Origin of the sequence: Microcoleus sp. B3-D2 (genome assembly GCF_036705345.1) — a bacterium.
Taxonomy (GTDB): Bacteria; Cyanobacteriota; Cyanobacteriia; order Cyanobacteriales; family Microcoleaceae; genus Microcoleus.
In genome coordinates, this window is the sequence record NZ_JAUBUG010000009.1 from 92,365 (window position 1) to 110,141 (window position 17,777).

The following is a 17,777-nucleotide window of genomic DNA, read 5'->3' on the forward strand; positions in this document are numbered from 1 at the left end:
GATCGAGAAACCGGGCAATTATGGCATGATAAGGAACAGTCCTTAAATAAAATTAGAGGAAATCAGTTATGACTCTGCGATTAGGCGATACAGTTCCCAACTTTACCCAAGCTTCGTCTGAAGGCGAAATCAATTTCTACGACTGGGCTGGGGATAGCTGGGTCGTGTTGTTTTCTCACCCGAAAGACTATACTCCAGTTTGCACCACAGAACTCGGTGCAGTGGCCCGTCTAAAGTCTGAATTTGAAAAGCGGGGCGTCAAAACCATTGCCCTCAGCGTCGATGATGTGGATTCTCACATGGGCTGGATTAAAGATATTGAGGAAACTCAAAACGTCACCCTCAATTATCCGATTTTAGCAGATGGCGATCGTAAAGTCTCCGACATTTACGATATGATCCATCCCAACTCGCTGAATAACTTAACAATCCGCACCGTTTTTGTGATTGACCCGCAAAAGAAATTGCGTTTGAGCATTACTTATCCGGCGAGCACTGGTCGGAATTTTAATGAAATTTTGCGAGTTATTGATTCCTTGCAACTTACCGACACATACAGCGTTGCGACTCCGGTTGATTGGAAAGACGGCGACGATTGCGTAATCGTACCTTCGATTACCGACCCGAAAGAGTTGGAAGAAAAATTTCCTAAAGGTTATACGCCGATTAAGCCTTATTTGCGGATGACTCCTCAGCCGAATAAATAGGTTTAACATTCCTGGACGCAGAACCTAATTATGTAAGGTGTGTACTGCACACCTTACCTCTATAATTCCCGCGTCAAACCAGCTTGTAGTTAGGGCTTGAGTCCTTAATCCTGATTTTTTAGGACTAAAGTCCTCACTACAAAAAAAAATTGTGCAATCTTGTGTAAACAGTTTAGATTTGAGGAAAGGCAAAATGCTGTCATCAACAATTGTGTTGCGAATACCGCCCAAATTGCAAATGACAGACGACGAGTTTTTCGAGTTCTGTCAAATCAATAGTGAGTTACGCATTGAACGCAACAAATCGGGAGAATTGCTAATTATGCCCCCTACTGGTGGAACAACAGGAAATCGTAGCGGTAGCGTCTTTGGAGAGTTGTATATTTGGGCCCGCCAAGATGGAACCGGTATTTGTTTTGACTCCAGTACGGGATTTAAGCTTGCAATGGGTGACAAGTCTCCAGATGCCTCGTGGATTAAACTGGAACGGTGGAATGCTTTATCTCAAGAACAGCAAGATAAATTCGCCCCAATTTGCCCCGATTTTGTAGTAGAACTCAGGTCGGCTTCTGACAATCTCAAGCCATTGCAAGACAAAATGCAAGAATATATGAGAGAACCAGGAGTGCAGTTAGGCTGGTTAATTGACCGCAAAAATCGCCGCGTTTATATTTACCGTCCTGGTTTGCCAGAGGAATGTTTGGAGAATCCGGCTACAGTCAGCGGCGACCCCGTTTTGCCCAGATTCATACTCAATATGAGCAAAATTTGGTAGAACTGCTAGCAATAAATATCAACTTATTGTAAAAATTAATCATAGGATACACACACGCCAAAAATATGGATATTAAAAACGGCTTTGTAGGCACAATCGGCAACACACCACTAATTCGCTTAAACAGCTTCAGCGATGAAACAGGCTGCGAAATTCTCGGCAAAGCAGAGTTTCTAAATCCCGGCGGTTCCGTTAAAGATAGGGCCGCTTTATACATCATCAAAGACGCAGAAGAAAAAGGCTTGCTGAAACCGGGCGGCACCGTTGTTGAAGGCACTGCCGGCAATACAGGCATCGGTTTGGCGCACATTTGCAACGCTAAAGGTTACAAATGTTTGATCGTGATTCCCGATAACCAATCTCAAGAAAAAATCGATGCTTTGAAAACTTTGGGCGCTGAAGTTCGGACTGTTCCCGCTGTTCCTTACAAATACCCGAATAATTATGTCAAATTGTCGGGAAGATTGGCTTCGGAAATGGAGAATGCAGTCTGGGCAAATCAGTTTGACAATTTAGCCAACCGCCGAGCTCATTACGAGACAACTGGCCCGGAAATTTGGGAACAAACAAACGGGAAAATTGATGCTTGGGTAACAGCTACTGGTACTGGCGGCACTTTTGCTGGGGTAGGAATGTTTTTGAAAGAAAAAAATCCTGCAGTTAGAATTGTCTTGGCAGACCCGATGGGCAGCGGGCTTTACAGTTATTTCAAAACAGGGGAAATTAAGACCGAAGGCAGTTCGATTACTGAGGGAATTGGCACCACTCGCGTCACTGCAAATATGGAGAATGCCCCGGTAGACGACGCCATTCAAATTGACGATACTGAAGCTGTCCGGGTGATTTACCAACTGCTGAGGAAAGAAGGGCTGTTTTTGGGCGGTTCTGTAGGGATTAATGTGGCGGCGGCCGTGGCTTTAGCGAAGCAAATGGGGCCTGGACATACGATTGTTACGGTACTCTGCGACGGGGGGGCTCGGTATCAGTCGCGTTTGTTCGATCGACAATGGTTGGCTTCCAAAGGTTTGTCACCAGATTAACCGTATTAACCGTAGGGTGCGCTGCGGCGCACCTTAAAATCTGGGTCTATATAAAATCTTGGCGTATATGCGCGCACCTATTCCCATGATAAAAAAATAGCATATATGCAGCAGAATGTCAAGTAAAAAATATGAAAATTACCCAATCTTCTAAGCAAGTTCTTGTTTGTCAAAACCGCACTTGTCGCAAGCAAAATTCAGCAAAGGTACTGGCAGCTTTTCAGAAATTGTCACCCTCAGAAGTTGAAGTTGTTGCTAGCAGTTGTTTGGGACAGTGTGGCAACGGGCCGATGGTGTTGGTGCTGCCAGAAGAGGTTTGGTACAATGCCGTTTGCCCTGAAGAAGTTGCGGCAATAACTGAGCAACATTTGCGGGAAGGAAAGCCGGTAGAGAGGATGCTTTATCGCAAGTTTCACCGACTTTCTAATTAGTCGATCGCCCGCGTTTAAAATTCTTCCGCAAACAACCGGCGGAGAATTTCCGTGACTTCGGCGCAAAATCTGGCGTCGAGTTCGATCGCCAAGCGATCGACATTGCTGGAACTGCCTACAGCTTTTTCTGCCCGCAAACTCATGGCTAAAGTTCTGAGTTTTGCCGGCTTTCCCGCCGCCTTGGGCCGCTCGTCAACAAACCGCACTAAAGCCACATAAACTGTTTCTAGGGTTCCCCTGATCGCGCTCAGTCCGTAACCCAATTTTGAGATAATTACTGGAGAAGTGATAAGGCCCTCCATCCCCAAAGTTTTAATTGCTACGTCCACATATCGAGCGCTGTCGTGTCCCATTGCTCTGACAATGCTTTCTAAGCTGTTCCACTGAGATGCTTTCATGCGCGATCGCTGTTCGATGTGGAAGTGCCATCCTAACATGGAAATCAGCCTGGTCAAGTCATAAGCAGATACGGAATTTTTTTGTTTGGTGCTGTTTACTGCGGCACTTAAAAGCACTTGTTTTTTGGTGAGATCGAATATTTTTGGGTTGGTGAGATAAGGATTTTCGCCGTAATCGCCGCGAAAAATTAGGTCATTATTGCCAGTAGCGCTCTTCAGCCATTGCTCTAGTCCTATGCGAGTATCGAAGCGTTTGAACATCGCAGCTAAGGAGTTTGAACTTCCGATATTGGAGGCATAGTTAATCATGTCTTTTGCTACATCGTAAAAATAATAATCGTGTTTTTGCCCGTTACCATCTCTAACAACGCAGTTGTCAATGTCGCAGTCGGGATATTTGCTATTTAGTTGACTGACGATATTAAGGAGTGCGATAATTTTAGTGGCACTCCACTGCTCAGCATTGGTAAGTGCGTTTTTTCCCAGCCACTGCGCCTGAATTTTGCCGTCTACAAAACTACCAATGCAAACGCAGGCTTCTTTGATGTCTGCGTGGAGAAAATTTAAAGCTTGAGAGTTAATTTGAGGTAGTTCTCCCAGGCTGGGAAAGGGGGTAAGTTTGAGGGGATTATTGGGTCCGGGAATATAGCTAATTACTTTTAAGCCGTCGGGTTTCTGCTTGAGATACTCGGGATAGTTTTTAATTTCTTTTTGGTAAGGTGATTTTTCAATTCCCCGGTCTAAAAAAGCTAGTTTGTTTATGTTAGCTTTGGCATCTATTTCCATTTGGAGGTAGTTTTTGTAGATGCGCGCTCGGTCTTTTGCGAGTTCGAGGGAGGTGAGGTTCATGATAATTGTTGGCAGCTTGTTACTAATAAGTAAATCACTATACTAGGATTTACGCAAACAAACCGGGTTTCTCTGCAAAATTTTGGGTTAGGGAACGAAAAATTAATGAAGAAACCGGGCCTCAGACAGTAACTGCGTCCAGGACTATATATCTGAGTTCTGACCCTGCGATCAAGCTTTTTTGCCGCGTACTTGAATGCGTTTGTCGGTTTTTTGTTTCTTAATCCAAGAGAGAAATTTCTGGAGTTCAGGGTCATTTTTGAGCTTTTCCACGGTGTTGAGCTCTTGGGCGAGGTGTTTGTTGTCAAATAGAGAGTGAATTTGGCGGTGACAAGCGGAGCAAATGTCGATTGTCGGGCTTGGATCTTCGTTTTTCCGCTTGGTGTTTTGTTTGGGGATGAGGTGATGGGCGGTTAATGCTTCCATTTGTCGATCGCACAATTCGCACTGCATAATTTTCTCAATGCTGCTGGATAGGAGAATTGCTACTTTTAGTTTAGCGCGATCGGCTGTAATTCATCTAAATAAAGGTCGATCGCACTCTCCAAACAATAAAAAAACCCCCAGTTGGGGGTCATACAAATCTTTTGTGGCAGAGGCCAAAAAGCCTCTGGGATCACAAAATATACAGCAGCAAAAACAAAACAATCCAAATCACATCCACAAAGTGCCAGTAAATCTCAGTCGCTTCGATTCCGAAGTGGTGTTCGCTAGAATAATGACCTTGCGCGCGCGATCGCCACACCACCGCCACCATCAAAAGCACTCCCAAGGTAACGTGCAAGCCGTGAAAAGCAGTCAAAACGTAAAAGCAACTGGCATACAAATTCGTCGTCAAGCCAAACTCTAAATGAGCGTATTCGTAAACCTGACCGAACAAGAAAACTGCGCCCATAGTAATAGTTACGAGCAACCAATTCCGCATTCCGGCGGCATCATTCTTTTTGATTGCAGTATCCGCATTGTGAATCACAAAACTGCTAGCAATCAGAATTACCGTATTGATTCCCGGCAGCAATAACTCTCGCTCCGGCGTACCTTCAGGAGGCCACGCGGGGGCCATCGCCCGATAAATCAAATACGCGGCAAACATACCGAAAAATATCATGCCTTCAGCGCACAGGAACACAATTACACCTAACATCCGGTGGTCGGGATGCTCCACACCGTGTGCTTCTACCTCAGCCTCGTGGTGGTAATTCAGGGCTGTTTTTGCCGGATCGATCGCTGGAATTTGCATAATAAATTGCTAGTTGGTAATCGGATGTGGAAGGAAGAAGGAAGAGGGAAGAAGGAAGAGACAAGAGGACATTAGTGCCAACAATTGCCTGAAAATCTTTGTATCTCTCGTTTATAGCGGAGTCTCGATCCCCCTCAATCCCCCTTAAGAAGGGGGACGAAAGAGTGTGTCCGGTTCCCCCCTTCTTAAGGGGGGCTAGGGGGGATCGAGAGCTTAATCGTCAGATAGCAGATCCGTACTACGTTAGACGTGTTTGTTGAGATTAATGACTTTTGACTGATGACTAATAACTATTCGCCATCTTGACTTTCATCAGCAGGAGAATCAACATTTACCTCTGATTCAGGATTGACCAAAGTTGCAGTACGGCCCAAGAAAGTTGAAGCTTGAGCCTCCGCAATAGGAATACCTGTTTTCTGGGTGTTGCGGGTGGCATTTTCCCTCAGCTTGAGCCTGAGACGTTCCCCTGTATTCTGAATTTTTTCCATGCCGTAATCGTAAGGCCCCGTTGCCAATACAGGCACTCCTTCAAAATTTTCGATAGGCGGCGGCGAAGTCGTCATCCATTCCAAACTCAAAGCTTGCCAAGGATTGTCACCTGCTTTCGGGCCGTACCTCCAGCTCCAAATCACATTAATGATAAACGGGATTGTAGACACTGCCAGCATATAAGCACCGACAGTACAAATGACATTAATTGTGGTAAATTTCGGGTCGTACATTGCCACCCGCCGAGGCATTCCTTGCATCCCCAAAGCGTGCATCGGCAAGAAAGTTACAGTAAAGCCAACATAGGTTAAAACAAAGTGAACTCTACCCCAAAATTCATTAATCATCCGCCCCGTCATTTTGGGGAACCAGTGGTAAAAAGCAGCGTAAATTCCAAACACTGAGCCGCCAAACAGCACGTAGTGTAGGTGAGCGACGACAAAATAAGTGTCGTGAACGTGAATGTCAAAAGGTACGGAAGCTACCATGATCCCGGTGATGCCGCCGAGGACAAATGTTGAGATAAAACCCATCCCAAATAGCATGGCGCTGACAAGCCGGAGTTTGCCTCCCCAAATTGTTGCCAACCAGCTAAATATTTTAATCCCAGTTGGTACGGCGATGATCATAGTAGTGATCATAAAAAACATCCGCAGCCAGCCGGGAGTGCCGCTGGTAAACATATGGTGCGCCCACACGATCAAGCCCAAAAAACTGATCGCGAGACTGGAATATGCGATCGCCAAATAACCAAAAATTGGCTTGCGCGAATGCACCGGCAAAACTTCTGAAATCACCCCGAAAAAGGGCATAATCATAATGTAAACTGCCGGGTGCGAATAAAACCAGAATAAATGCTGGTAGACGATGGGATCGCCGTTGCCGGTCGGGTTAAAAAATGCCGTCCCAGCTAACAAGTCAAACGACAGCAAAATCAAAGCTGCGGCTAACACGGGAGTAGCAATCAAAGTCAGCGCTGAAGTCGCAATCATCGCCCAGCAAAACAAAGGCATATCATTGAGACCCATGCTCGGAACCCGCATGGTAAAGATGGTAACGGCAAAATTCACCGCCCCCAAAATCGAAGAAGTCCCCAGAATCAAAACGCTGAGAATCCAAATTTCTTCCCCCGCTTGAGCAGTAACTAAGCTCAAAGGCGGATAGGAAGTCCAACCCGCCTGTGGAGCTCCCACCAAAAAACTGCTCAACAGCAACACGCCGCCTACGGGAATTAGCCAAAAGGCAAGGGCATTCAGTCTGGGAAATGCCATGTCTTTTGCCCCAATCATTAAGGGGATCAAAAAGTTAGCAAATCCGGCTCCGGCGGGTACGATCCACAGGAAGATCATCACCGTCGCGTGAACAGTAAATAAACTGTTGTAGAGTTCGGGGGGGACAAAATCGGAGTCGGGGGTGGCGAGTTCGGTTCGCACCAAAGTTGCCATCACGCCGCCGATTAGATAGAAAATAAATGTTGTGACTAGGTATTGAATACCGATGACTTTGTGGTCGGTATTAAAAGTGAAGTAGTCGCGCCAATGTCTATCGGCGGGCGCTGTTCCGCGAGCCTCAGTGTTGGCACTTTCTTGGAACTGTGCTTGTGTCATAGTTATTAGTCATTAGTTATTAGTCATTAGTTATTAGCTCAAGATAAAATACCCAGTGCCAGGAACTAATGACTATTTTTAGTGATGAGTTGGGTGAAGTTGTTCTAGGGTTTCGGAATTAATTTTTATTTCCCTGACGTAGGGAGCCAAAAATTCACCGTCTGACAATTCCCCAGGATTGACTGCAACTGCTTGCTCTAAGTTTTGACTGCTAGCAACTTGCTGGCTTTGCAGCCAAGTGTCGAATTCTTCGGGCGTGTGAACGACTGCTAAAGCTTTCATCGCTCCGTGATAAGCGCCGCACAATTCAGCACAAACAACCCGGTATTCGCCGGTTTTAGTTGCTGTAAATCTCAGTTCGCTCGGCCGCCCGGGAATTGCATCTTGTTTGAGGCGAAATTCCGGCAGCCAAAATGCGTGCAGCACGTCTTGGGCTGAAATATTTAGCTGTACGTCGCGGTTGGCTGGCATATGCAGTTCGCCGGAACTAACGCCGCTTTCTGGATAGCTAAATATCCAGGCGTACTGCAAACCCATGACATTTACAACTAAGTCTGCTGGTTTGTCTTCATTTTCAGGGGAAGCACCTACGCCTAAAGCAACGAGTTTTTGAGACGGAATTTGAGGGGTTTTTTGGGGTGTATCTGAGAGTGTGGCTGCGATCGCACTTCCGCGCATTTTAGACTGCGCTTGCATGGTGCCGTGGTCGTGATTGCCCATCGGATCGAGGCCTCCCATTGAGTTGTAAATCTCAAAACTGTAGACTCCGATTCCTAAAATAATCACCGCCGGCACGGCTGTCCAAAGAATTTCTAAGGGAAAGTTGTCATGCCAAGGCGGCCCGTCTGTGTTGTCTCCTTGACGGCGGCGATATTTAATTGCAGCAAAGATTAGCACTCCCTGGACCATGATAAATAATCCAGTGGAAATGGTCATCATTGTATTGAAGAGTGCGTCTATGTCGGATGCTTCGTCAGAGGCGGCGATCGGCATCAAACCGTGATTCTGCCCGTACCAGAGACTGATCAGAGTCACTACGATGCCGGCGAGCATGGTGAGGATGGAACTTGGAATGTTCACGCTGGTACTTCTTAATAGCGACACTTCTTCGCTTGAAAAATGAAGGAAGCGCCTCTGGGTTATCAATTTTTAATTGTAAATGGTATTTTTAGTAAAATGTCTATCTTAAGGGTTACTTAAGGCTTAGTATGTGTGACCGAGCGCCCGCGCGCCTCAAAAATACGTCTTTTGTACCTTGACAAAACTGATTAAAAATGGTATATGATCTCTCTGTTTGGCTGCTAAATTTGAGATGGTTTCTCAAACACCATCAAATGCTGCTGGGGTAACATATCTTTTGTCTCTTTCCATACTAAACCGACGGCGGCCATTTCTTTTTTCACCTGCTTCTGCGTCATTTTGTGCAAACCTTTAATGGGAATCAGCGGGTTTTCGCCGCGATACTCGATCGATACCGTGCGGCCTCCCGGTTTGAGCGCTTTCACAATTCCTTGCATCATTTCTCTGGGATATGCAAATTCGTGATAAGCATCGACCATCACAACTAAATCTACGCTATTTTCGGGCAAATTCGGATTGTCGATACTCGCCAAAACTGGCTCAACGTTAGCGATATTTTTTTCTTGTTTATTCACTTTAATAAAATTAATCATTTCCGGCTGCACGTCAACTGCTAAAACCTTTCCTTGTGGAACTAAGGGAGCGATGCGAAAGCTAATATATCCCGTTCCCGCTCCAATGTCTGCTACAATATCGGTTGGTTTTAAATCAAGATTGTTGACTAATCGAGCTGATTTTTCTTCCATGCCGCGAGACGGTCTTTCCAGCCAACCAGCGCCTTGATATCCCATGACTTGGGCAATTTCTCGACCCATGTAAAATTTGCCGATGCCGTCGGGATTGTGGACTGTTCGCTGCTGATAAATGGGGTCGCTGTTAGCGGTTTTACTTGCTGCTGCACAGGCATTGAGCGGCAACACGCAAAGAATTGTCAAAATTATTACTGTTAAGGGTTTAATTAATTGTGCGGTTTTTTTCACGATATTTCTGATTTTGTGTTTAAATTTATTTCTCGTTCCCTGGCTCTGCCTGGGAACGCAGATCCGGAGGCTCTGCCTCGGTAATATCCAGAAGAGTTTAAGATTTAGCTGACAGCAGATTCTAATAATCTGATTGTACCAGAGTCAGCGTCGATTTCGACTTCTTGGCCGATCGGCAAAGTGAACTGTTCCCGGATGTGTCCCACCATAGAACCGTACCACGCGGGAATCTTCAAGGGGCGAATGTGGTCTGACAAGACTTGAGGTAAGGTTAGGGACTCTTGGGGTTTTTCAGCTTCGCACTTGGTACACTGTCCGAAAATAAAACCTGATATTTTATCGAGAATGCCGGCTAATTTGAGCTGCGTCAACATTCTATCGATGCGATAAACTTCTTCGCCAACTTCCTCGACAAACAAAATACTATTTTCCCACTCCGGCAAATAAGCCGAACCAACCATTGCTGCGATTACTGATAAATTGCCACCGATTAGTTTTCCCTTAGCCGTGCCGCGCCCGATTGTTTGAACTTGCACGCTTTTGGAGTTTTGCATCGTCACAGAACCTCCGTCAAACAAAACTTTTTTGACGTAATCCACTGTAAAGGGACTCCAAGTTGACGCACCTAAAGGGCCGTGAAAAGTAACTCTATTAGTTTTAGCATAAATCGCCAATAACAGCGCAGTAATATCGCTAAATCCCATAATAATTTTGGGATTGTTGCGGATAATATTGTAATCCAGGAGCGGCAATATCCGACCGCAGCCCCAGCCGCCCATCCCGGTAAAAATAGCTCGCACTGAGTCATCGGCAAAGGCTGCGTTGACATCGGCGGCGCGATCGGCATCCTTGCCTGCTAAATAGCCGTAGCGGTCGTAAAAATGCTCTCCCAATTTAACTTTTAATCCCAGCTTTTCGATAACTTTAAAAAAATCCTCTATTTCCTTTTTGTAGTTGAAAGCAGCAGGATTGATTAAAGCTATAGTATCGCCAACTTGCAGGCGGCGCGGCTTAACGATCGCACTTTTGGGAGATAGGTTGGTTTGCGCGATCCTATTCGAGGGCTTCGCTAACGGCAAAAGCTGAGTACCAATAGCAGTCAGCCCAAAAGTTGTCAGCAGAGCACGGCGGCGGAGAGTCATAGCTGTTAGGTAACTTTTGCTATAATTGTATAGGAAAATCTCTGCCATATCACTTGAAAATTGCGAGTTTCAAATGAAAACCGACACTAAAATCTCAGCTAAAAAATCCTGGGCCAAATCTTTAGCCCTTCCTGCTGCCGAGTTTCCGCTGACTCAGCTATCGGTTAAAACTGGTAAAATTCCCGAAGGATTTCGCGGCAGTCTCTACCGCAACGGGCCCGGACGTTTGGAACGCGGCGGTGTTGCTGCGGGACACTGGTTTGATGGCGACGGTGCAATTTTGGCAGTACATTTTACGGATGTCGGTGCTACGGCTGTTTATCGCTACGTGCAAACAGCGGGATATCTAGCTGAAGAAAAAGCTGATAAATTTCTCTACAGTAATTATGGCATGACAGCACCGGGCCCTGTGTGGTTGCGGTGGACTAAAACTGTTAAAAATGCTGCCAATACTTCTGTTTTAGCTTTGCCCGATCGCCTTTTGGCATTGTGGGAAGGTGGCCCGCCTCACCGCCTCGATTTGCAAACCCTGGAAACTCAGGGAACGGACGATTTAGGCAGTTTAGATAGTAAATTTGTTTATTCTGCTCACTGCAAGCGCGACCCGATTACTGGCAATATTTTCAACTTTGGAATTACCAACGGTGCGACTACAAAGTTGAATCTGTATAAAAGCGATTTTACTGGCAAAGTCGTGCAACAATCAACAGTTGCTTTAGATGGAATTTACGCGCTCCACGATTTTGTTTTTGCGGAAAAGTATCTGATATTTTTTATCCCGCCGGTGCAAGTCAATTTTTTGCCATTGTTAACGGGAATTAGCAGTTATAGCGAGTCCTTTAAGTGGAAACCGGAGTTAGGTACTCAGATATTAGTTTTTGACTCAGAAACTCTATCTTTAGTTAGTCGCGGCGAAACTGATGCTTGGTTCCAGTGGCATTTTGCTAACGGTTTTGTCAAGGAAGATGGTTCGGTGGCGGTTGATTTTGTGCGCTTCGCTGACTTTCAAACTAATCAGCGACTGAAAGAAGTACCGACTGGTGAAACTAGCACCGATGCGGAGGGTACTCTTTGCCGAGTGCATCTCAATCCTCTGACGGCGAAAGTGACAGGAATAGAAGAATTGTTGGATAAACCTTGTGAGTTTCCGACGGTATCCCCGGCCGAAGTAGGGCAAGACGCACGATATATTTATCTGGCAATGTATCGGCCTGACGTTGATATTGTACCGGAACGTTATGGCGCGATCGCCCGTTTTGACACGCAAAGCCGCAATCTCACAATTGCCGACTTGGGCGAAAATCGCTATCCCACAGAGCCCATCTACGTTCCAGATATTTCCTCGGAGAAAGGTTGGATAGTAACAGTTATTTATGACGGCAATTCTGACAGCAGCGAAGTCTGGATATTTGACAGCGACGGACTTTCCGGCGAACCTGTTTGCAAGCTAGAATTGCCCGGTGTCATACCTTTGGGCTTTCACGGCACTTGGAAATCGGCAGTCTGAGAAAATTGTAAAGAAGTGTTGCGGAAGATTTATTAAAAATTGTTGCCGCTTCTCTGTCAAGTTGTTAAGGTGTGTGTAGATAGGAAATTCTCATATCTAGGAGGTGTGGAATTGATAATCTGCATTGCTCAATTATCCTGTGCCAATTCGCACGAATCCCCGGCGATTTTAAGTCGCGGTTGCACAGGATATCGTCTGCCTCTGCGGACTAAAAAAAGAGGGGTAATTAAGCCCTGGCGAATAACCAATCCCGGCGAATATTCCCTGCCAATTTATTCGCAGCTACACAGGCAAAATCCGCCTCCACGGAGTGAAGAAAGAGGGGTTCTCCAACCCCGCTCAATGGCAAATTCGCGGTGAATGTCCCCGGCGAATAAATTCGTGGCTACACAGGCAAAGTCCGCCTCCGCGAACAGAAGAAAAAGCGGTAATAAAGCCCGCTTGATCATGATTTCCGACTCGGTTTTCTCATCTCAGCTTGGTCTGCTGGAATGAGGTTAAATGACCAGATAATTGACTGATTTCTGGCAAACCCAAAGTTTAGTTCAACTCACGCGCACGTTAGCGATTCAACAGTTTTTGGTTTTGAGTTAACCCCACAAGTAAATCAGGTCTATCGAAACAAGATAGCCTTTTCAACAATTATGAATTATGAGTTGTTACCGCCAAAACATTCAACTCATAACTAATAATTCACAACTCACAACTCATAACTCCGTGCCGCAGTGAGTATCTACCAAAAGGTTTAATCTATTATGCAACTTCAAGGAAAAACAGCTCTTGTTACAGGGGCTTCGCGCGGAATTGGGCGATCGATCGCCCTGGAATTAGCGAGACAAGGAGTCAAACGCTTGTTGATTGTGGCGCGCAACCGCAGGCAATTAATTGAACTGGCAGAGGAAATCGATGTTTTGGGCACAGAAGTAGTGCCGTTAGCTTTGGATTTAACTCAGTCAGTAGCGGTGAATATTGCGATCGCCCAAGCTTGGCGAGATTGCGGCCCGATTCACCTGCTAGTCAACTGTGCAGGCGTCGCCCACCAAGCATCTTTCTTGCGTTCCCCGCTGCCATTAATCGAGGAAGAAATCGCCTTAAATTTGCTCGGAACCTACACAATTACCCGCTTGATAGCTCGGCGAATGGCGACTCAAAAAGAGGGAACAATCGTCAATGTTTCGAGCTTAATGGGCAAAATTGCTGCTCCGACAATGGCAACTTATTCTGCTACCAAATTTGCCATTTTGGGATTCACCCAAGCTTTACGCAGCGAGTTAACTCAGTACAATGTTCGAGTCACAGCTTTGCTGCCATCTCTAACAGATACCGACATGGTGCGAGACTTGGAACAATTTCGCTGGGTAGTGCCCACAACTCCCGAAAAAGTTGCCCTAGCACTTGTCGCGGGATTGCAGAAAGATGCACCGGAAATCTTGGTAGGATGGCAAAGTCATCTAGCAGTTTGGTGTCACCGAATTGCGCCTTGGTTGCTGGATTTTGTGTTGCGGATGGCGACTCCAGAACTTCGGGATAAATCGCGGGGCCGTAAATTGCGGGAGGCTTTAGCTAGCGGGCGATAAACCCTTTTATGGGCGGGCTCTTCGGCCCACCCCACAAGAAAACTCATTCTTTTGTGGAACGGGCATCTTGCCCGTTCCGGGCTCTTCGGCCATTGGTGTCAACTTAAGCTGTCAGTCCGCCACCCGTTAGTCCGCCAGTCCACCCGGTAGTCCGCCAGGGATTGAAATCCCTGTCTCATAGCGAAAGTCCTCTGAAGAGGACTGGGAAAAAGAATTTTTGACGTTGCTGATTCACGCCGCCCACCCAATAGTCCGCTAATCCGCCAGGGATTGAAATCCCTGTCTCATAGCGAAAGTCCTCTGAAGAGGACTGGGAAGAAGAATTTTTGACGTTGCTGATTCACGCCGCCCACCCGGTAGTCCGCTAATCCGCCAGGGGTTGAAACCCCTGTCTAATAGCGAAAGTCCTCTGAAGAGGACTGGGAAGAAGAATTTTTGACGTTGCTGATTCACGGTAGGAATCAACTTTTCGCTTGATGTTACAAAACTGACCATACTGGTTTTATAGCTATTAGGAAATCTGAATTCCTACCTTTATTCAGCAACGCCCAGCAACGCCGAATTTTTAAACTCATTAGTCCTCTTCAGACGACTTTAGCTATTAGACAGGGAATTCATTCCCTGTCGGATTGTCGGATTGTCGGACTATCGGACTGTCGGACTATCGGTTTAACGTTAAGTTGACACCAATGGGCATTGCCGTGTCCCTACAAGGGCTATGTACTTACTTACCAGCAAAAGTGCTGTATATCATTTCCACTCCCCTTGCAAGGTAAAAGCCGCCCAATAATAGGGCGATTTCCATTTTTCCTGCTGCATCATTTCCATCTGCGCCGCCCTCAAAGCTGCCGCCGGCGCTAACTTTTGTTGCACCATTTTTTGATAAAACTTTTGCATTAACACAGAAGTTCCCTCATCATCCACATTCCACAAACTCACCGCCACCCGCTGCGCCCCCGCATACATAAAACCCCTTGTCAATCCCACCATTCCTTCGCCTTTAATATTCTGTCCCATTCCCGATTGACAAGCACTTAAAACCACTAAATTTGCCGCCAGTTTCAAGTTAAAAATATCCGTGAGGCGCAAAAAACCATTGACAAGATTGCCCTTGTCATCTACCATCGACATCACAATTCCTGACAGTTCGGGATTTTTGCTGTTGGCCATGCCGTGGGTGGCAAAGTGAACGATTTGATAATTAGCTAAACTGCCGTCGATAGCAGTAGTGCGATTGGCATCAAAATCAATCTTTTGACTGCTAGAAGCTGAGGGAAATAAGCTGGATATTGTTTGGGCTTCTTGGCGGGTAAATGCGAGGCGTTCGGGCGGCCATTGCCGATTAGAAGCACGAAGCGATTGATTTAAACCGAGGTTATTTGCTTCTAATTTTTCTGTTGTTGCTTGGGTGATTTTTCCTTTGACTCTTTCATCATCTGGACTGAATACTGGATCGGCTAAAATTGCTAAAGTTCGGCTGGGCGGTTTTCTATCTCCGTAATTTTGCCTGAGAATAGCGAGACTTGAGGCAGAAGGCAGAGTAATAATTTCATGTTCGATAATTAAGGGAACATTGGTATTTTGTCCGGCGGTTTTGTCAAGAGTTAAAGCTTGAAAAGGGGTATAGTGCAGCACGCCGTCGGGAACAATTAATAAGCGTTTATTTCCTAATTGGGCTGCTGCGGGCTGTAAAATTATTTTTCCCAGATTTGCACTTGCTTGGGCAACTTGTTGGGGAATATCTCTCTGGATTGGGCTAGTTATTGCCTCTAGGAAGTCCTTAGCTGCTGTTTCAATGTCAACCTGTTTTGGCAATTCATAGCTGGTTACTCCGGTCGATGTCACCACCCACAAATAACTGCGGTCTTTGCCGAGGGAATACTGCAATAAAATCGTGTTTTCATCGAGAATCTGTTTCTGAATTTCTGGCAGCGTTAAAGGTTGGGGTTGGGTGAGGGCAGCGTAGCGGGGGCTGGTGGTACGAATTTGGGCTTGAATTTGCTGATATTGTTGCAAAAGTGCGAGGCGCTGTTTGTCGATTTCATCGATTTTAGTCGCGTTGGGATTGGGGGTGCTGATTGTTACGATGCGCTGCTTTTCAATAGCATCGAGTTGCTGTTGCAGGCTCTTTTCTTGTTGCAGTAACTCGGGGGAAATACCTTCGCGAATGTTGGCGTTACTTTCAAAGAGGAGTTCGAGGAGGCTGCGGGCCCTCGAACGTTCGCTAGCTTCTAAGGCTTTAGTATCGTAACCGGATTTAGGATTAGTTTTGTTCAGTTGCATTAACAAATCGATGTAGAATTCGTAGGAGTCCTGTACTGTGGCAAAGTATGAGCTGCGGAGTTCAGGGCTGGCAATTTTGGTGCGGAGGTTTTCGATGATTTTGATAGAGGATTCAATGTCGTTGAGGGCTTCGGAAAGATTGTTTTGGTCGCGTTTGACAGAAGCCATGCTGTAAAGGGTGAGAGCTTCCCCTGAGCGATCGCCTACTGCCCGAAATAGGGGAAGCGACTGGCTGTAATACTCTAGCGCTTTCTGTTGTTCTCCCAATTGTGAGTAGACACTGCCGATATTCTTGAGGGTGGCAGCTTCCCCACCGCGATTGCCTACTGCCCGAGTTAGGGGAAGCGACTGGTTGTAATACTCTAGCGCTTTCTGTTTTTCTCCCAATTGTGAGTAGACACTGCCGATATTGTTGAGGGTGGCAGCTTCCCCTGAGCGATCGCCTACTGCCCGTCTCAGGGGAAGCGACTGGGTGTAATATTCTAGCGCTTTCTGTTTTTCTCCCAATTTTGAGTAGACATTGCCGATGTTATTGAGGGTGATAGCTTCCTGTGGGCGATCGCCTACTGCCCGAGTCAAGGGAAGCGACTGGGTGTAATACTCTAGCGCTTTCTGTTGTTCTCCCAATTGTGAGTAGACTAAGCCGATGTTATTGAGGGTGATAGCTTCCCCGCCGCGATCGTCGGTTGCCCGAGTCAGGGAAAGCGACTGGGTGTAATACTCTAACGCTTTCTGTTTTTCTCCCAATTCTGAGTAGACTAAGCCGATGCTGGTGAGGGTGACAGCTTCCCCACCGCGATTGCCTGTTGCCCGACTCAGGAGAAGCGACTGGGTGTAATACTCTAGCGCTTTCTGTTTTTCTCCCAAATCTGAGTAGACACCGCCGATGTTGTTGAGGGTGGCAGCTTCTCCCCTGCGATAGTCGGTTGCCCGCAATAGAGGAAGCGACTGGGTGTAATACTCTAGCGCTTTCTGTTTTTCTCCCAATTGTGAGTAGACACTGCCGATGTTAGTGAGGGTGGCAGCTTCCCCGACGCGATCGCCCACTGCCCGCAATAGAGGAAGCGACTGGGTGTAATACTCTAGCGCTTTCTGTTTTTCTCCCAATTGTAAGTAGACAGTGCCGATGCTGGTGAGGGTGCGAGCTTCCCCACTGCGATCGCCGATTGCCCGTTTCAGAGACAGGGACTGGTTGTAATACTCTAGCGCTTTCTGTTTTTCTCCCAATTCATCGTAGACTAAGCCGATGCTGGTGAGGGCGGTAGCTTCCCAACGGCGATCGCCGAGGGTTCGACTCAGAGGAAGGGATTGGCTCCAATACTCTAATGCTTTCTGTTTCTCTCCCAAGTCTAAGTAGATTTTGGCAAGACCAAGGAGGCTAAGTGCTTGCCCTCTATTGTCGCCTGCTTGCCGAAACAGCTTTAATGCTTCTTCGCACTTGACGATCGCACTTCTTTTTGCTTCCGCCGTTCCTTGCTGGTAGAGTTGTAGTCCTTCGTTTAATGCTTTTGCAGCAGCTTCGTTACTGTTAGTTTGTGCTGTTTGTACGACTTTACCAACGGGCACGGCTGCTGCCACTGGCTGACTTAACTGAACCGAAAGTGCGATCGACATACCGGCCAAAACCCATTGAGCGCGATCGAACATAGCCACCCCTTTTGTATTTTTTTCA

Annotated in this window: 14 protein-coding genes; 6 read left to right on the plus strand and 8 right to left on the minus strand. The window is 46.5% G+C overall.

The features are described from left to right. The first annotated feature begins 68 nt into the window (after positions 1 to 68). The 4 genes from QUB14_RS05680 to QUB14_RS05695 all read left to right on the plus strand — a co-directional run bounded on the left by QUB14_RS05680 (position 69) and on the right by QUB14_RS05695 (position 2,953). On the plus strand, positions 69 to 707 hold the full coding sequence (locus QUB14_RS05680) for a peroxiredoxin (RefSeq protein WP_333215750.1): 639 nt from the start codon (positions 69 to 71) through the stop codon (positions 705 to 707). A gap of 193 nt (positions 708 to 900) precedes the next feature. Next, entirely contained in the window at positions 901 to 1,482 is a 582-nt protein-coding gene (locus QUB14_RS05685) for a Uma2 family endonuclease (RefSeq protein WP_333215752.1), read from the plus strand. Between the two features lie 65 nt (positions 1,483 to 1,547). After that, positions 1,548 to 2,522, plus strand: coding sequence for a cysteine synthase A (locus QUB14_RS05690; protein ID WP_333215754.1), 975 nt, complete (start codon positions 1,548 to 1,550; stop codon positions 2,520 to 2,522). 131 nt (positions 2,523 to 2,653) lie between these two features. After that, entirely contained in the window at positions 2,654 to 2,953 is a 300-nt protein-coding gene (locus QUB14_RS05695) for a (2Fe-2S) ferredoxin domain-containing protein (protein ID WP_333215756.1), read from the plus strand. A 14-nt stretch (positions 2,954 to 2,967) separates the two neighbouring features. On the opposite strand, the gene QUB14_RS05700 is transcribed toward QUB14_RS05695, so the two are convergent. The 7 genes from QUB14_RS05700 to QUB14_RS05730 all read right to left on the minus strand — a co-directional run bounded on the left by QUB14_RS05700 (position 2,968) and on the right by QUB14_RS05730 (position 10,738). Beyond that, positions 2,968 to 4,200 carry a hypothetical protein gene (locus QUB14_RS05700; protein ID WP_333215758.1) on the minus strand — a complete coding sequence of 411 codons (1,233 nt, stop codon included), beginning with the start codon at positions 4,198 to 4,200 and terminating at the stop codon, positions 2,968 to 2,970. A gap of 171 nt (positions 4,201 to 4,371) precedes the next feature. Further along, positions 4,372 to 4,653 carry an HNH endonuclease gene (locus tag QUB14_RS05705; protein ID WP_333215760.1) on the minus strand — a complete coding sequence of 94 codons (282 nt, stop codon included), beginning with the start codon at positions 4,651 to 4,653 and terminating at the stop codon, positions 4,372 to 4,374. Positions 4,654 to 4,816: 163 nt separating this feature from the next. Further along, on the minus strand, positions 4,817 to 5,440 hold the full coding sequence (locus QUB14_RS05710; RefSeq protein WP_333215762.1) for a heme-copper oxidase subunit III: 624 nt from the start codon (positions 5,438 to 5,440) through the stop codon (positions 4,817 to 4,819). Between the two features lie 290 nt (positions 5,441 to 5,730). Next, positions 5,731 to 7,536, minus strand: a complete 1,806-nt coding sequence (gene ctaD / locus QUB14_RS05715; RefSeq protein ID WP_190661206.1) for a cytochrome c oxidase subunit I — start codon at positions 7,534 to 7,536, stop codon at positions 5,731 to 5,733. Positions 7,537 to 7,614: 78 nt separating this feature from the next. Next, positions 7,615 to 8,616 (minus strand): cytochrome c oxidase subunit II, encoded by a 1,002-nt coding sequence (locus QUB14_RS05720; protein ID WP_333215765.1) that lies wholly within the window; start codon positions 8,614 to 8,616, stop codon positions 7,615 to 7,617. A 221-nt stretch (positions 8,617 to 8,837) separates the two neighbouring features. Beyond that, a complete protein-coding gene (locus QUB14_RS05725; protein WP_333215767.1) occupies positions 8,838 to 9,596 on the minus strand; it encodes a class I SAM-dependent methyltransferase in 759 nt (252 codons plus the stop codon). Between the two features lie 104 nt (positions 9,597 to 9,700). Continuing rightward, entirely contained in the window at positions 9,701 to 10,738 is a 1,038-nt protein-coding gene (locus QUB14_RS05730) for an LD-carboxypeptidase (protein ID WP_333215801.1), read from the minus strand. A gap of 73 nt (positions 10,739 to 10,811) precedes the next feature. On the opposite strand from QUB14_RS05730, the gene QUB14_RS05735 reads away from it, so the two are divergent. Together QUB14_RS05735 and QUB14_RS05740 are read left to right on the plus strand one after the other, a co-directional pair. Beyond that, positions 10,812 to 12,245 carry a carotenoid oxygenase family protein gene (locus QUB14_RS05735; RefSeq protein ID WP_333215769.1) on the plus strand — a complete coding sequence of 478 codons (1,434 nt, stop codon included), beginning with the start codon at positions 10,812 to 10,814 and terminating at the stop codon, positions 12,243 to 12,245. Positions 12,246 to 13,000: 755 nt separating this feature from the next. After that, positions 13,001 to 13,822 (plus strand): SDR family NAD(P)-dependent oxidoreductase, encoded by an 822-nt coding sequence (locus tag QUB14_RS05740; RefSeq protein WP_333215771.1) that lies wholly within the window; start codon positions 13,001 to 13,003, stop codon positions 13,820 to 13,822. A gap of 750 nt (positions 13,823 to 14,572) precedes the next feature. Here the strand turns inward: QUB14_RS05740 and QUB14_RS05745 are convergent. After that, positions 14,573 to 17,752 (minus strand): tetratricopeptide repeat protein, encoded by a 3,180-nt coding sequence (locus tag QUB14_RS05745; protein ID WP_333215773.1) that lies wholly within the window; start codon positions 17,750 to 17,752, stop codon positions 14,573 to 14,575. Positions 17,753 to 17,777: the final 25 nt, after the last annotated feature.

Coding starts and splice junctions, on each gene's coding strand:
- ctaD (WP_190661206.1), bottom strand. CDS start 7,536: ATGACACAAGCACAGTTCCAAGAAAGTGCCAACACTGAGGCTCGCGGA.
- QUB14_RS05690 (WP_333215754.1), top strand. CDS start 1,548: ATGGATATTAAAAACGGCTTTGTAGGCACAATCGGCAACACACCACTA.
- QUB14_RS05740 (WP_333215771.1), top strand. CDS start 13,001: ATGCAACTTCAAGGAAAAACAGCTCTTGTTACAGGGGCTTCGCGCGGA.
- QUB14_RS05695 (WP_333215756.1), top strand. CDS start 2,654: ATGAAAATTACCCAATCTTCTAAGCAAGTTCTTGTTTGTCAAAACCGC.
- QUB14_RS05705 (WP_333215760.1), bottom strand. CDS start 4,653: ATGCAGTGCGAATTGTGCGATCGACAAATGGAAGCATTAACCGCCCAT.
- QUB14_RS05680 (WP_333215750.1), top strand. CDS start 69: ATGACTCTGCGATTAGGCGATACAGTTCCCAACTTTACCCAAGCTTCG.
- QUB14_RS05710 (WP_333215762.1), bottom strand. CDS start 5,440: ATGCAAATTCCAGCGATCGATCCGGCAAAAACAGCCCTGAATTACCAC.
- QUB14_RS05745 (WP_333215773.1), bottom strand. CDS start 17,752: ATGTTCGATCGCGCTCAATGGGTTTTGGCCGGTATGTCGATCGCACTT.
- QUB14_RS05685 (WP_333215752.1), top strand. CDS start 901: ATGCTGTCATCAACAATTGTGTTGCGAATACCGCCCAAATTGCAAATG.
- QUB14_RS05735 (WP_333215769.1), top strand. CDS start 10,812: ATGAAAACCGACACTAAAATCTCAGCTAAAAAATCCTGGGCCAAATCT.
- QUB14_RS05730 (WP_333215801.1), bottom strand. CDS start 10,738: ATGACTCTCCGCCGCCGTGCTCTGCTGACAACTTTTGGGCTGACTGCT.
- QUB14_RS05700 (WP_333215758.1), bottom strand. CDS start 4,200: ATGAACCTCACCTCCCTCGAACTCGCAAAAGACCGAGCGCGCATCTAC.